At 71.2% G+C, this 12,190-nt stretch carries 14 protein-coding genes; 6 read left to right on the forward strand and 8 right to left on the reverse strand.

What is annotated here, in order from left to right:
• Positions 1-95: 95 nt before the first annotated feature.
• The 5 genes from lipA (at position 96) to ACIBA9_RS14445 (ending at position 4,587) form a co-directional block, all read left to right on the forward strand.
• Positions 96-1,061, forward strand: coding sequence for a lipoyl synthase (gene lipA, locus ACIBA9_RS14425; protein ID WP_393901280.1), 966 nt, complete (start codon positions 96-98; stop codon positions 1,059-1,061).
• Between the two features lie 252 nt (positions 1,062-1,313).
• Positions 1,314-1,511: a hypothetical protein gene (locus ACIBA9_RS14430; RefSeq protein WP_362157447.1), complete on the forward strand. Its 198-nt coding sequence runs from the start codon at positions 1,314-1,316 to the stop codon at positions 1,509-1,511.
• Between the two features lie 60 nt (positions 1,512-1,571).
• The gene (locus tag ACIBA9_RS14435; RefSeq protein WP_393901281.1) at positions 1,572-2,261 is read left to right on the forward strand and encodes a DUF4191 domain-containing protein; all 690 of its coding nucleotides are present in this window, start codon (positions 1,572-1,574) and stop codon (positions 2,259-2,261) included.
• A 153-nt stretch (positions 2,262-2,414) separates the two neighbouring features.
• A complete protein-coding gene (locus ACIBA9_RS14440; RefSeq protein WP_399362814.1) occupies positions 2,415-3,482 on the forward strand; it encodes a nitrous oxide reductase family maturation protein NosD in 1,068 nt (355 codons plus the stop codon).
• 43 nt (positions 3,483-3,525) lie between these two features.
• Positions 3,526-4,587 (forward strand): methyltransferase, encoded by a 1,062-nt coding sequence (locus tag ACIBA9_RS14445; protein WP_399362816.1) that lies wholly within the window; start codon positions 3,526-3,528, stop codon positions 4,585-4,587.
• Positions 4,588-4,662: 75 nt separating this feature from the next.
• Here ACIBA9_RS14445 and ACIBA9_RS14450 read toward each other — a convergent pair whose 3' ends face one another.
• Genes ACIBA9_RS14450 through ACIBA9_RS14480 form a run of 7 tightly spaced genes read right to left on the reverse strand, consistent with a single transcriptional unit; the run spans position 4,663 to position 9,862 of the window.
• Positions 4,663-4,995, reverse strand: a complete 333-nt coding sequence (locus tag ACIBA9_RS14450; protein WP_399362818.1) for a TcmI family type II polyketide cyclase — start codon at positions 4,993-4,995, stop codon at positions 4,663-4,665.
• 22 nt (positions 4,996-5,017) lie between these two features.
• A complete protein-coding gene (locus ACIBA9_RS14455; protein WP_399362820.1) occupies positions 5,018-5,497 on the reverse strand; it encodes an SRPBCC family protein in 480 nt (159 codons plus the stop codon).
• 1 nt (position 5,498) lies between these two features.
• Positions 5,499-5,753, reverse strand: a complete 255-nt coding sequence (locus ACIBA9_RS14460; protein WP_362157429.1) for an acyl carrier protein — start codon at positions 5,751-5,753, stop codon at positions 5,499-5,501.
• Positions 5,754-5,775: 22 nt separating this feature from the next.
• A complete protein-coding gene (locus tag ACIBA9_RS14465) occupies positions 5,776-7,020 on the reverse strand; it encodes a ketosynthase chain-length factor (protein ID WP_399362822.1) in 1,245 nt (414 codons plus the stop codon).
• A 7-nt stretch (positions 7,021-7,027) separates the two neighbouring features.
• Positions 7,028-8,287: a beta-ketoacyl-[acyl-carrier-protein] synthase family protein gene (locus ACIBA9_RS14470; RefSeq protein ID WP_362157424.1), complete on the reverse strand. Its 1,260-nt coding sequence runs from the start codon at positions 8,285-8,287 to the stop codon at positions 7,028-7,030.
• A complete protein-coding gene (locus tag ACIBA9_RS14475) occupies positions 8,284-8,742 on the reverse strand; it encodes a cupin domain-containing protein (RefSeq protein WP_362157421.1) in 459 nt (152 codons plus the stop codon). Before ACIBA9_RS14475 ends, ACIBA9_RS14470 begins: the two co-directional genes overlap by 4 nt.
• 34 nt (positions 8,743-8,776) lie before the next feature.
• Complete coding sequence (locus tag ACIBA9_RS14480; RefSeq protein WP_362157418.1) at positions 8,777-9,862, reverse strand: SchA/CurD-like domain-containing protein; 1,086 nt, start codon at positions 9,860-9,862, stop codon at positions 8,777-8,779.
• A gap of 202 nt (positions 9,863-10,064) precedes the next feature.
• Here ACIBA9_RS14480 and ACIBA9_RS14485 point away from each other — a divergent pair, with 202 nt between their 5' ends.
• A complete protein-coding gene (locus ACIBA9_RS14485) occupies positions 10,065-11,711 on the forward strand; it encodes an FAD-dependent oxidoreductase (protein ID WP_399362825.1) in 1,647 nt (548 codons plus the stop codon).
• Positions 11,712-11,716: 5 nt separating this feature from the next.
• Here the strand turns inward: ACIBA9_RS14485 and ACIBA9_RS14490 are convergent, their stop codons facing one another.
• Positions 11,717-12,187 (reverse strand): RDD family protein, encoded by a 471-nt coding sequence (locus ACIBA9_RS14490; RefSeq protein WP_362157412.1) that lies wholly within the window; start codon positions 12,185-12,187, stop codon positions 11,717-11,719.
• Positions 12,188-12,190 lie beyond the last annotated feature (3 nt).

Here is a 12,190-nt window from a genome sequence, read left to right on the forward strand (position 1 = left end):
CCCTGCGACCACGAGGTTGATCTCACGGGCAGGGCGCAATGAGCACGGGCGTACCCTGGTGTACGCCGAAGAATCGAAGTCACAGGGAGCCGGTCGTGTCCGCAGTCGCACCCGACGGACGCAAGATGCTGCGCCTGGAGGTCCGTAACAGCCAGACCCCCATCGAGCGCAAGCCCGAGTGGATCAAGACGCGGGCGAAAATGGGCCCCGAGTACACGAAGATGCAGAGCCTCGTGAAGAGCGAGGGTCTGCACACGGTCTGCCAGGAAGCCGGCTGCCCGAACATCTACGAGTGCTGGGAGGACCGCGAGGCGACCTTCCTCATCGGCGGCGACCAGTGCACCCGGCGCTGTGACTTCTGCCAGATCGACACCGGCAAGCCCGAGGCGCTGGACCGCGACGAGCCGCGCCGCGTCGGCGAGTCCGTGGTCACCATGGACCTGAACTACGCCACCATCACCGGCGTCGCCCGCGACGACCTGGAGGACGGCGGCGCCTGGCTGTACGCCGAGACCGTGCGCCAGATCCACCGGCAGACGGCGGACCGCGAGGGCGGCCACACCAAGGTCGAGCTGCTGGCTCCCGACTTCAACGCGATCCCCGAGCAGCTCGCCGAGGTCTTCTCCTCGCGCCCCGAGGTCTTCGCGCACAACGTCGAGACCGTCCCCCGCATCTTCAAGCGCATCCGCCCCGGCTTCCGCTACGAGCGCTCCCTGAAGGTCATCACCGAGGCCCGCGACTTCGGCCTGGTCACCAAGTCGAACCTGATCCTCGGCATGGGCGAGACCCGCGAGGAGGTCGGCGAGGCGCTCCGGCAGCTGCACGACGCGGGCTGCGAGCTGGTCACCATCACGCAGTACCTGCGCCCCTCCGTCCGGCACCACCCGGTGGAGCGCTGGGTGAAGCCGCACGAGTTCGTGGAGCTGAAGGAGGAGGCCGAGCAGATCGGCTTCTCCGGGGTGATGTCCGGCCCGCTGGTGCGGTCCTCCTACCGCGCCGGACGCCTGTACCGGATGGCCGTCGAGAAGCGGGAGACGTACATCGGCGCCCAGGCGGTGTGAGCCGCCGGCGTGAGCACACCGTGTGAGCCGAGCGTGTGAATTCACGCACAAGTTACTACTGGCCAGTAATGGCCGAGACGACGCGGTCCCGACCGTTCTCGCTGATGAGGACGACCGTCGGGGCCGCGACGGCGTTTCCGCACCCGCATCAAGGTTTCACTGCGGTTTGACCGGTCGGTCACGCACTGGTAACACCAAACAGTGACTCTGGTATCACGCCCCGTTCACCCACACCCAGGGGGGACCTCGATCATGCAGGCCGCGCCCGTTCGCGCCACCGCCATCCCGTCGTTCACCGACGCACTCCGCGCCGTCGAGTCCCTGCTCATGAGCGGCGGTCAGCGCACCGCCCGCCGTAACGCCTGGACCTCGGTCCTGGAGGACCGCCGCCGGGCCAAGGACCGCGTCGAGGCGCAGCACTTCCTGGAGCAGGCCGCCACCCGCTCCTGACGCCGCTGTCGTCGGGCACTGCCGTCGTCGGCGCTCGCGGAGCCACGTAGACTTCGTGGCATGGCGAGGAAGGAACCCGCGGCGGACGCCGCGAACGCAGGGCGGCTGAAGCAGATCGCCCTCACATACAAGATGACCCGTAAGGCCGACAAGAAGATCGGTCTGGTACTCGCGGCCGTCGGCATCGGCACCCTCGCTGTCTTCCTCGTGATCGGCTTCTTGCTCGGACACCCGGTGTATCTGGGTATCTTCGGCCTGCTGATCGCCCTGCTGGCGGCGGCGATCGTGTTCGGCCGCCGGGCCGAGCGGGCCGCCTTCGGGCAGATGGAGGGCCAGCCGGGCGCCGCGGCGGCCGTGCTGGACAACGTCGGCCGGGGCTGGACGACCACCCCGGCGGTGGCGATGAACCGCAGCCAGGACGTGGTGCACCGGGCGGTGGGCAAGGCCGGCATCGTGCTGGTCGCCGAGGGCAACCCGAACCGGGTGAAGAGCCTGCTGGCCGCCGAGAAGAAGAAGATGAACCGTATCGTCGCGGACGTGCCGGTGCACGATCTCATCGTCGGCGAGGGCGAGGGCCAGGTCGAGCTGAAGAAGCTGCGCACGACCATGCTGAAGTTCCCGCGCGTGCTGACCGGCCCCCAGGTGACCGCCACCAACGACCGGTTGCGCGCCCTGGGCGACCTGATGAGCAACATGCCGCTGCCCAAGGGGCCGATGCCCAAGGGCATGCGCATGCCGAAGGGCCGCTGACCGGCACCCACTCCCCCGCCAGACCCCCGGCCCCCGCGCACCGCACGGGGGCCTCCGCATGTCCACGGGGCGCGCGAGTCCCCCCGCCGGGGACACGCCGCCGAACGGCGTATCCGGTCGGTTATCGGGTCATGGGATCCTAGCCTTCGTAATGTGACAAAACGCCATATCACCTATCTCGCCTGCGCAACGGCGCTCCTCGGCTCGCTCGTCGGCACCACACCGGCCTCGGCCGCTCACCGGGTGCACGTGGTGCGGCCGGGCCAGTCGATCCAGAAGGCGGTGAACGCCGCCCAGGCCGGCGACACGGTGCTCGTGACGGCCGGCACCTACCACGAGAGCGTCACGGTGAAGACGCCCGGACTGACCCTGCGCGGCATGGGGCAGCGCACGGTGATCCGGCCGGCCGGGAAGTCCGCCAAGGCCTCCACCCGCTGCCTGGAGGGCGGCAACGGCATCTGCGTGGTCGGCGCGAAGAACAAGGCCCTGACCGACGTCACCGTGGCCGACCTGACGGTCAGCGGCTTCGCCAGGACCGGTCTGTGGTCCATCGGGACCGACCGGCTGACCGTGGAGCGGGTGACCGCCGACGACAACGGCCAGTGGGGCATCGCCCAGGAGCATTCCACCCGCGGCCTGTTCCGGGAGAACACCGCCCGCCGCAACGGTGACGCGGGCCTCTTCCTCGCCAACAACGTCACGGCCGAGGAGGGCGCCGCGGACACCGGGGGCACGGTGATCGCCCGCAACCGCCTGGAGGACAACCGCATCGGCATCACCGTCCGGCGGCTGCGCAACCTCACCGTCGCGCGCAACGAGGTCACCGACAACTGCGCCGGTGTGTTCGTCGTCGGCGACGAGAACAAGCCGCGCGCCGGCGCCCTGACCATCAGCGGCAACCGCGTCGAGCGGAACAACAAGTACTGCGCGAAGACCGCCCGGCTGCCCTATCTGAAGGGCTCCGGCATCGTGCTGACCGGCACCGAGAAGACCCTGGTCACCCGGAACACGGTCACCGGCCACTCGGGCAAGTCCCCGCTGTCGGGCGGCATCGTGCTGTTCAAGAGCTTCGTGGGCGCCAGGAGCGAGCAGAACCGGATCACCGGCAACCACCTGGAGAACAACTCCCCGGCGGATCTCGTCAACCAGGAGGCCGCGAAGAGCGGCAACGCCTTCGACGCCAACTCCTGCCGGGTCTCCAAGCCCGCGGGGCTGTGCTGAGCGGACGGCATCACCCCACCCACACAAGGAAGGAAGGCGGCACATGACCGCACCATCCACCGAGCTCTCGGCCCCGGGCGAGCAGGGAGCACCCCCTCCCCCGCCGTCGATGCGGCTGCGCGAGCTCGTGTTCGGGGCGGCCTGCGCCGCCGCCGTCCGCGCGGCCACCCGGCTGGGCGTCGCCGACGCCCTCGGGGACGCCCCCATGACCGTGGAGAGCCTCGCGGCCGCGGTGAAGGCCGAGCCGAAGCCGCTGCGCCGACTGCTGCGCGCCCTGTCCTGCTACGGCGTCTTCGCCGAGCGTCCCGACGGGACCTTCGCCCACACCGAGATGTCCCGCCTGCTGCGCGAGGACGACCCCCACAGCCTGCGGTACATCTCCCTGTGGTGCACCGAAGCGTGGACCTGGGACGCCTGGCCGAGGCTCGACGAGGCGGTGCGCTCCGGCCGCAACGTCGTCGAGGGCCTGTACGGCAAGGAGTTCTTCGAGTACCTCAACGAGGACGCCCCGGAGTCGGCCGACGTCTTCAACCGCGCGATGACGACCTCCAGCGAGCAGTCCGCCCGCGATGTCGCCGCGCTCCTGGACCTGTCCGGCGCCGCGTCCGTCGCGGACCTCGGCGGCGGCCAGGGGCACGTGGTGGCGTGCCTGCTGGACAAGTACCCGGCGATGCGCGGCTTCCTGCTCGATCTGCCGCGGGTCGTGGAGAACGCCGTGCCCCGGCTGCGCCCGGGCGGCGACCTCGCCGGGCGGACGCGGATCGTGCCCGGCGACGTCCGCGCCTCCGTCCCGGTCGAGGCCGACGTCTACATCATCAAGAACATCCTGGAGTGGGACGACGAGTCCACGGCCAGGCTGCTGCGCAACGTCGTCGAGGCGGGCGGCCCCGGCACCCGGGTGGTGGTCATCGAGAACCTCGTCGACGACACCCCCTCGATGCGCTTCAGCACCGCCATGGACCTGCTGCTGCTGCTCAACGTCGGCGGGGCCAAGCACACCACGAAGAGCATGGTCGGACGGTTGGAGGCGGCGGGTCTGACCGTCGGCGACATCCGGCCGGTCAATCCCTATCTGCACGCGTTCGACTGCACGGTCCCCGCGTGAGGTGACCGCCCCGCGAAGACACCGGTGCCGGGCCCGCGTCGGACGCGGGCCCGGCACCGGTGGCCGGACGGAGGATCAGCCGCGGGCGTCGCGCTCCCACACGTAGAAGCGCTGGGCCATCGCATCCTTCGGGGACCGCCAGGTCTCCGGGTCGTAAGCGCTGACGTACGCCGTGAGCCGCTCGCTGACCTCCTTGAACTCGGGATGCGAGGTGACCTTGGCGATGGCCGGTCCCGGCTCGCGCTCGGACTCGATGAGGTGCATGTACACATCACCGAACTGGAAGAGGCTGCGCCGGACGACTCCGACGAGGTGCGGCAGCTCTCCCCGGTCGGACTCCGCGAACACCTTGGCGATGTCGGAGGCGGAGCCCGGCGCCATACGGGCGACGATCAGGGCCTGGTGCACGGTCTTCTCCTGTTCGTCCGGCTCAGTCGGCCAGGGCGGAAGCGGGCCGGCGACCGGCGGCCGCCTTCTCGATCTTGTCCCGGATCAGGGCCATCTGGACCTTGGAGTTCCGGTTGATGTTGTCGGTCATCCAGTCGTCGTCGACGGGCGCGTCGGGCTTCATCGCGAAGTCCTGCGTCCAGACCATCCGGGTGCCGGCGGGCGTCTCCTCGTACCGCCAGTGGATGTTCATGTGGGCGAAGGGCCCGGTCTCCACGCGGCGGGCCGTGACGGTGAGGTTGTCGCGGTCCGGCTCGCGCTCGGAGACCCAGCTCCAGACCGTGCCGTTCTCGTCCGGGTGCATGGTCAGCCGGAACGTCGTGCGGGCGCCCTCACGCTCGAGGACCTCCACCGCGGCGTACTCGCTGAACAGCTGCGGCCAGCGCTCCAGGTCGTTGGTCATGTCCCAGACCAGGTCGAGCGGGGCGGCGATGGTGATCTCGTTCTGGGTGTGTCCTGCCATGTCAGGCTCCTGCCATCAGGGTGCTGTTGACGAGGTTGAGGAACTGCTGGGGCGTCTTGCAGCGCTCCGCGTCCACCGGCATGGGCGTGCCGTGCACGTTCTCCAGCTCGCCGACGATGCCGAGCAGGCCCAGCGAGTCGACGCCGAGGGATTCGAAGCCGGTGTCCGGCCTCTCCTGGAGCTGCTGCGGGCTGACGGTGACCCCGGCGGCCTTCTTCATCAGCGCGGCGAGTTCTTCCACGGTGATCTGGGACATGCGCTTTCCTCCTTTGCTGTGCTCACTGCGCGGCGCCGTGCCGCAGCACCAGCGCCGAGTTCGACCCCATGAGTCCGCGGCTGAGGATCAGCGCCGTCCGCGGTTCGGCGACTCGGGCGCGGCCCGTGACGAGGTCGAGGTCATGGCAGACGTCGAAGACGTTCGGCGTCGGTGGGATCAGGCCGTGTTCCATCGCGAGCACGGCGGCCGCGGTGTCCAGCACCGGGGCCGCGCAGTAGCCGCGGCCGATTCCGGTCTTCGGCGCGGTGACCGGCACCCGGGCGCCGTGTCCGCCGAGGGCGTCGGCGATCGCCAGCGCCTCGGCGCGGTCGGCCTCCGGCACCCCGAGGGCGTCGGCGAAGACCACGTCGACCTCCTCGGGCGCGCAGTCGGCCTCCCGCAGGGCCTGCCGGATCGCCTGGGCGAGGCCCTCGCGGGACGCCGCCCAGCGGGAGGCACCGGTGAAGGTGGCCCCGTGTCCGGCGACGATCGCGCGGACCGGGACGCCGCGTTCCCGGGCGGCGCCCACCGACTCCACCACGAGCATGGCGCCGCCCTCGGCGGGCACGAATCCGCACGCCGCGTCGGTGAACGGGCGGTACGCCCGGGACGGGTCCGGCTCCCGGCTCAGCTCCTCGTAACCGAGCTGGCAGACCATCGAGTACGGCGCGAGCGGCGCCTCGGTGGAGCCGGCCACGATGGCGTCGGTGCCGCGCCGTACCGCCCGCGCCGCGTGCGCGAGGGCGTCCAGTCCGCCCGCCTCGTCGGAGGCGACGACCGAGCAGGGTCCCTTGAAGCCGCGGCGGATGGATACCTGGCCGGTGCTCGCCGCGTAGAACCAGGCGATGGACTGGTAGGGGCCCACGAACCGGCTGCCCTTGCCCCACAGCCGCTGCAGTTCGCGCTGGCCGAACTCGCCACCGCCGGAGCCGGCGGCGGTGACCACGCCGATGGAGTACGGCGCGTCGGAGGTGTCGGCCTGCCCGAGCCGGGCGTCGTCCAGCGCGAAGTCGGCCGCGGCCATCGCGTAGTGCGTGAACCGGTCGGTCTGGACGAGGAAGCGCTCCTCGATCGTCGCGGCCGGGTCGAACGCGCGGACCTCGCCGGCCACCTGGAGGGGAAGGTGCTCACAGCCCTCGCGGCTGATCCGGTCGAGGACGCTGAGCCCCTCCTGGGTGGCCTTCCAGAAGGTGTCGGTGCTGGTGCCGTTGGGCGCGACCACCCCGATGCCGGTGACGGCCGCACGCCGGTCATGTGGTTCGCTCATCGTGTCCTCACTCCCTCGGCCGGGTCAGGATCACCGCGGACTGGAAGCCGCCGAAACCGCTGCCCACGGACAGCACGCTGGTCAGCTTCCGTTCACGGGCGACACGTGGGACGTAGTCCAGGTCGCACTCGGGGTCGGGAATCTCGTAGTTGGCGGTCGGCGGTACGACCTGCTTGGCGAGGGCCAGCACACAGGCGACCAGCTCGATGGCGCCGATCGCCCCGAGGGAGTGCCCCACCATCGACTTGATGGAGCTCATCGGGGTGTCGTAGGCGTGGTGGCCGAGCGCCCGCTTCACGGCCGCCGTCTCGTGGCGGTCGTTCTGCCGGGTGCCGGAGCCGTGCGCGTTGACGTAGTCGATCGCCGTCGGGTCGAGCCGCGCCTGGTCGAGGGCGGTCGATATGGCTCGCGCCATCTCCAGGCCCTCCTTGGTCAGACCGGTCATGTGGTAGGCGTTGCCGAAGGTGGAGTAGCCGCCGAACTCGCAGTACACGTGGGCACCGCGGGCCCGGGCGTGCTCCAGCTCCTCCAGGACGAGCACCGCGCCGCCCTCGCCCATGACGAACCCGTCACGGTTGTTGTCGAAGGGCCGGGAGGCGTGCGCGGGATCGTCGTTGTTGGGGGACGTGGCCTTGATCGCGTCGAAGCAGGCCATGGTGATCGGGGAGATCGGGGAGTCCGAGGCCCCCGCGATGCATATGTCGGCGCGGCCCTCCTGGACGGTGTGGAAGGCGTACCCGACGGCGTCGAGGCCGGAGGTGCAGCCGGTGGACACGGTCTGCACCGGGCCCTGGGCGCCGAAGCGCTCCGCCACGGCCGAGGCCACGGTGCTGGGCGAGAACGCCCGGTGCAGCTGTGGCTCCGCCTCGGCGTGGTCCACGTCCCAGCGCTCGCCGCGGTGGCTGACCAGGACGTAGTCGTGTTCCAGCCGGGTGGTGCCACCGACGGCGGTGCCCAGCGAGACCCCGACCCGCCAGGGGTCCTCCCGGCCGAGGTCGAGTCCGGAGTCCCGCACCGCCTCCGCGCCGGCTACCAGGGCGAACTGTATGTACCGGTCCGCCCGCTCGACCTGCTCGGCGTCCAGACCGTGCGCGATGGGGTCGAAGTCGCACTCGGCGGCGATCCGGGACCGGAGCCCGGACGGGTCGAAGAACGTGATGCCCCGCGTCGCGGTACGGCCGTCGGCGAGCAGATTCCAGAACGCCGGTACGCCGATTCCGCCCGGAGCCACGATGCCTATGCCGGTGACCGCCACGCGCCGGGTCATGACCGGACCTGTCCCCGGTCGGCGAGGGCCCCGGCGGGCTCGGTGGCCACCGCGGCCGCCCCGATGACCGACGTCTCCTCGGTGTCGACGTGCCCGAGCTGCGGGCGCGGAGCCAGCGGGCCCAGGTGGAAGACGATCCGCGCCTCCACGTTGCCGACGTTGCGGAACCGGTGCCGCATGTTCATCGGGATCATCAGACCCTGTTCGGGCCGCAGCGGGTGTGGCTCGCCGTCGAGGTCCACCTCAAGCTGGCCGCAGACGACGTATACGAACTCCTCGGAGTACGGGTGGTAGTGCTCACCGATGCGGTCGCCGGGCTGCACGATGGCCACGCCCATGAAGCCGCTGGTGGCGCCCACCGTCGCCGGGGTGAGCATCGCGCGCAGGTCGCCGCCGCGCCGGGTGTTCTGCTCGACCTCGCTGAGGTCCACGATCTTCGGAAGGGGTTTGATCACGACGTTCCTCCGTTGGTTGCTGCGTCTGACGGGGTCAGGCGTCCGGCGAGCGGCGGTCGGTGAGGAGCTTCATCCGGACGGGGTCGCCGTCCAGCAGGGCCTTCAGCGAGGCCTCGGGGCCCGCCTTCGGCAGGGCGGCGTCGGGACCCGAGCCGGGGGCCAGGTCGATCAGCCGTACGACGACGTCGTCCCGCTGGTAGATCGTGCTGCGCACGACCGGGTCCGCCGGGTCGTCCACCGCCCGCTCGTCCTGATGGGCGAGCATCTCGGCCAGCCGCATCCCGCTGTCCGCGCGGGCCGGGTAGTACAGGGCGTACCGCTCGCCCTCGGGGGCGTCCTCCGCGGTGGCGTGCTGCACGGCCGGCAGCGCCGCCCGGGTGAAGAACACCCGGGCGGACTCCTGGTCGTCCAGGTCCCGGTCCTCCTCCAGGTAGGGGTTGATGGCCTCCTCGACGGCCCGCACCTCGGGCTGGCTCGCGACGTGGCGCAGTGCCGCGAGCAGGTCGCCACGCACCTCGACGGCCCGCACCACCCGGTTGCCGTGCATGAACAGGGAGGTGCGGCACAGCCGGGTGGCGTCGTCGACCCGCGCCTGGGGTGAGTCGTAGTTCGCCAGGATCTCGGCGACCTTCTTCTCGCTGCCGGGCTTCACGGTGAAGGTGAGCGCGTGCCGGATGACACCGTCGCCGATGCGCGGGGCGGCCTGCAGCCGGCGCTGGGCGTCCGCCGCGTCCAGGTGCTGGGTCCCGGTCTCGCGGACGATGTGGAAGCGCAGCGACCTGGTGTCCCGGATGCAGCTGTGCATCGGCTGCACCATCCGCACGTGTTCCTCGCTGTTCACCCAGGCGAGGAACGGCGGGGCGCTCTCCCACTCGCTGGTGATGAGCCATTGGGAGGGGTTCTCGATGGACTGGCACAGCTGGTCGCTGACGTGCCCGGGGACGGACGCGACCTGCTTGCCCATCTCCTCGTAGGCCTCGAGGAACTGCTGCTGGGCGCCGTCGTACACGTCCACCAGCAGGATGACCCGGAGGCGGGAGCCGTCGAACACGGACTGGGAGACCCGTTTCGACGCCTGCCGCGTCGACTTCTGCGAAACCTTTTCCGTCGTGGTGGTCATGCTGCGCACATCTCCTTCACAGGGGGCAGAGCGGACGCCGGCCGCCGATGACGCGACGTCAGCGCTTCTTGATCCTGTGCCGGTCCCCCGGTGCGCGCGACTCGCGTGAACCACGTGGGTGATTGAGTCCGCGGAAGCCCTCCCAGAGGGCATGGACACTTCGACGCGTCCCACACCCCCGCCACTGCCTCAGGAGCCCTTGATGCAGCAGAAAGCCGATCGCCAGGTTCCCGTCCTCGTCGTGGGCGGCTCTCTGGTGGGTCTGTCCCTGTCCCTGTTCCTAGGCCGTCTCGGCGTACGGCACCTGCTCGTCGAACGGCACCCCGGAACCTCCGTCCACCCGCGCGGACGCGGCAACAACGTGCGGACGATGGAGTTGTTCCGGGGAGCCGGCATCGAACCGGACATCAGGGCGGCGGCCTCGCTCCTCGCGGACAACCACGGCATCCTGCAGACCCCGTCCCTGGCCGGCGACGGCGGGCAGTGGCTGTTCAAGGAGATCGACCCGGGCGGCGGGCTCGCCCGGTTCAGCCCCACGGGATGGTGCCTGTGCAGCCAGAACGACCTGGAGCCGGTGCTGTCGAAGGAGGCCCGGGCACTCGGCGGCGACCTGCGCTACTTCCACGAGCTGGAGTCCTTCGAGCAGGACCCCGAAGGAGTGACGGCGTGGGTCCGGGACCGCGACAGCGACCGGATGTACACGGTCCGCGCGGACTATCTGGTCGCGGCCGACGGCCCGCGCAGCCCGGTGCGGGGGCGGCTGGGCATCGGGCAGGGCGGACCGGGTGAACTCTTCGCCAACGTGAGCGTCACCTTCCGGTCCAAGCTGCTCGCCGACGTCGTGGGCGAGCGGCGCTTCATCTGCTGCTATCTCACCGAGCCCGGGGCGGACGGCGCGCTGCTGCCCATCGACAACGAGGAGAACTGGGTCTTCCACGCCCCCTGGCACCCGGAACACGGCGAGAGGCTGGAGGAGTTCACCGAGGAGCGCCTGCGGCGGCACATTCGCGGTGCCGTCGGTGTCTTCGACCTCGATGTGGAAATCACCGGAAAGGCGTCATGGCGTGCCGCCGAACGTGTCGCCGAGAGCTACGCGTCCGGCCGGGTCTTCCTCGCCGGCGACTCGGCCCACGAGATGTCCCCGACGGGCGCGTTCGGCTCCAACACCGGCATCCAGGACGCCCACAACCTGGCCTGGAAGCTGGCCGCCGTCCTCGACGGCTGGGCGGGCCCGGGGCTGCTGGACAGCTACGACGCCGAGCGGCGGCCGGTCGCCCTGGCCACCAGCGCGCGTGCCTCGGCCCGCTCCGTGGAACACAGCCACCCCGGGTTCGCGCCGGCCCCCGGCATCGGTGGCGGCAGGCGCGGCGGCATCCTCGACGTCGTCCTCGGCTACCGCTATCCGCGGGGCGCGGTCGTGGGCGCCGATCCGGCCGGGCCGGCCGTGCCCGAGGGGCTGCGGCTGACCGGGGAACCGGGCAGCCGGGCCCCGCACCTGTGGCTGCGCCGCGGGGGCGAGCGGATCTCCACGCTCGATCTCTACGAGCGCTTCCCGGTGCTGCTGAGCGACGCCGTGTCGAGCGCGGGCGCGGACTGGCACACGGCCGCCCGCCGCGTGGCCGGCTCGGACGGCGTACGGCTGGAGGCGTACCGGATCGGCGCGGGGGCGGACGGCGGGCCGGCGTACGACGCGCAGGGCTGCGACTGGGCGGCGGCGCACGGCATCACGGCGGACGGGGCGGTGCTGGTGCGGCCGGACGGATTCGTGGCCTGGCGCTCGGCCGGCGCCGTCGCGGATCCGGAGGCCGAGCTGCGGGAGGTCCTGGCGGCGGTGCTGCGTACGCGCTGAGGGGCTCAGATCCGCACTTCGACCGTCTTCGCGAGGCGGTCGTGCAGGCCGCGGCCGTCCCGGTCCCAGATCAGGGCGGGGATCGCGAGGCACAGCAGGATGGTGCGCAGCAGGGAGCGCAGCGGGTTGACGGTGCCGGTCTCCAGCGCCACCACCCGGACGCGGAAGAGCCGCTTGCCCGGGGTGAAGCCGATCGTGCCGACGGTCAGGACGCTCATGACGAAGAAGACGCCGAGCGCCCAGTTGCCCGTGGTGGGGGCGTGGTAGCCGTCGGTGATCAGCCCGTATGCGATCAGGACGCTCAGCGCCCAGTCCACGGCCAGTGCGCCCAGCCGCCGCCCGGGCCGGGCGATCGAGTCCGGCCCCGCCTCGGGGAGCCCGAGCTGCTCGCCCCGGTAACCGAAGTCGGCGCCGGCGTCTTCCATGGCGGCGCGCGGCCCGGAGAGCCACGATCCGATTGCCTGCCTGTTGTCCACCCG

This window comes from Streptomyces sp. NPDC051452, assembly GCF_044454765.1.
Classification (GTDB): Bacteria; Actinomycetota; Actinomycetes; order Streptomycetales; family Streptomycetaceae; genus Streptomyces.

Coding starts and splice junctions, on each gene's coding strand:
- ACIBA9_RS14430 (WP_362157447.1), top strand. CDS start 1,314: ATGCAGGCCGCGCCCGTTCGCGCCACCGCCATCCCGTCGTTCACCGAC.
- ACIBA9_RS14435 (WP_393901281.1), top strand. CDS start 1,572: ATGGCGAGGAAGGAACCCGCGGCGGACGCCGCGAACGCAGGGCGGCTG.
- ACIBA9_RS14445 (WP_399362816.1), top strand. CDS start 3,526: ATGACCGCACCATCCACCGAGCTCTCGGCCCCGGGCGAGCAGGGAGCA.
- ACIBA9_RS14455 (WP_399362820.1), bottom strand. CDS start 5,497: ATGGCAGGACACACCCAGAACGAGATCACCATCGCCGCCCCGCTCGAC.
- ACIBA9_RS14460 (WP_362157429.1), bottom strand. CDS start 5,753: ATGTCCCAGATCACCGTGGAAGAACTCGCCGCGCTGATGAAGAAGGCC.
- ACIBA9_RS14465 (WP_399362822.1), bottom strand. CDS start 7,020: ATGAGCGAACCACATGACCGGCGTGCGGCCGTCACCGGCATCGGGGTG.
- ACIBA9_RS14470 (WP_362157424.1), bottom strand. CDS start 8,287: ATGACCCGGCGCGTGGCGGTCACCGGCATAGGCATCGTGGCTCCGGGC.
- ACIBA9_RS14480 (WP_362157418.1), bottom strand. CDS start 9,862: ATGACCACCACGACGGAAAAGGTTTCGCAGAAGTCGACGCGGCAGGCG.
- ACIBA9_RS14485 (WP_399362825.1), top strand. CDS start 10,065: ATGCAGCAGAAAGCCGATCGCCAGGTTCCCGTCCTCGTCGTGGGCGGC.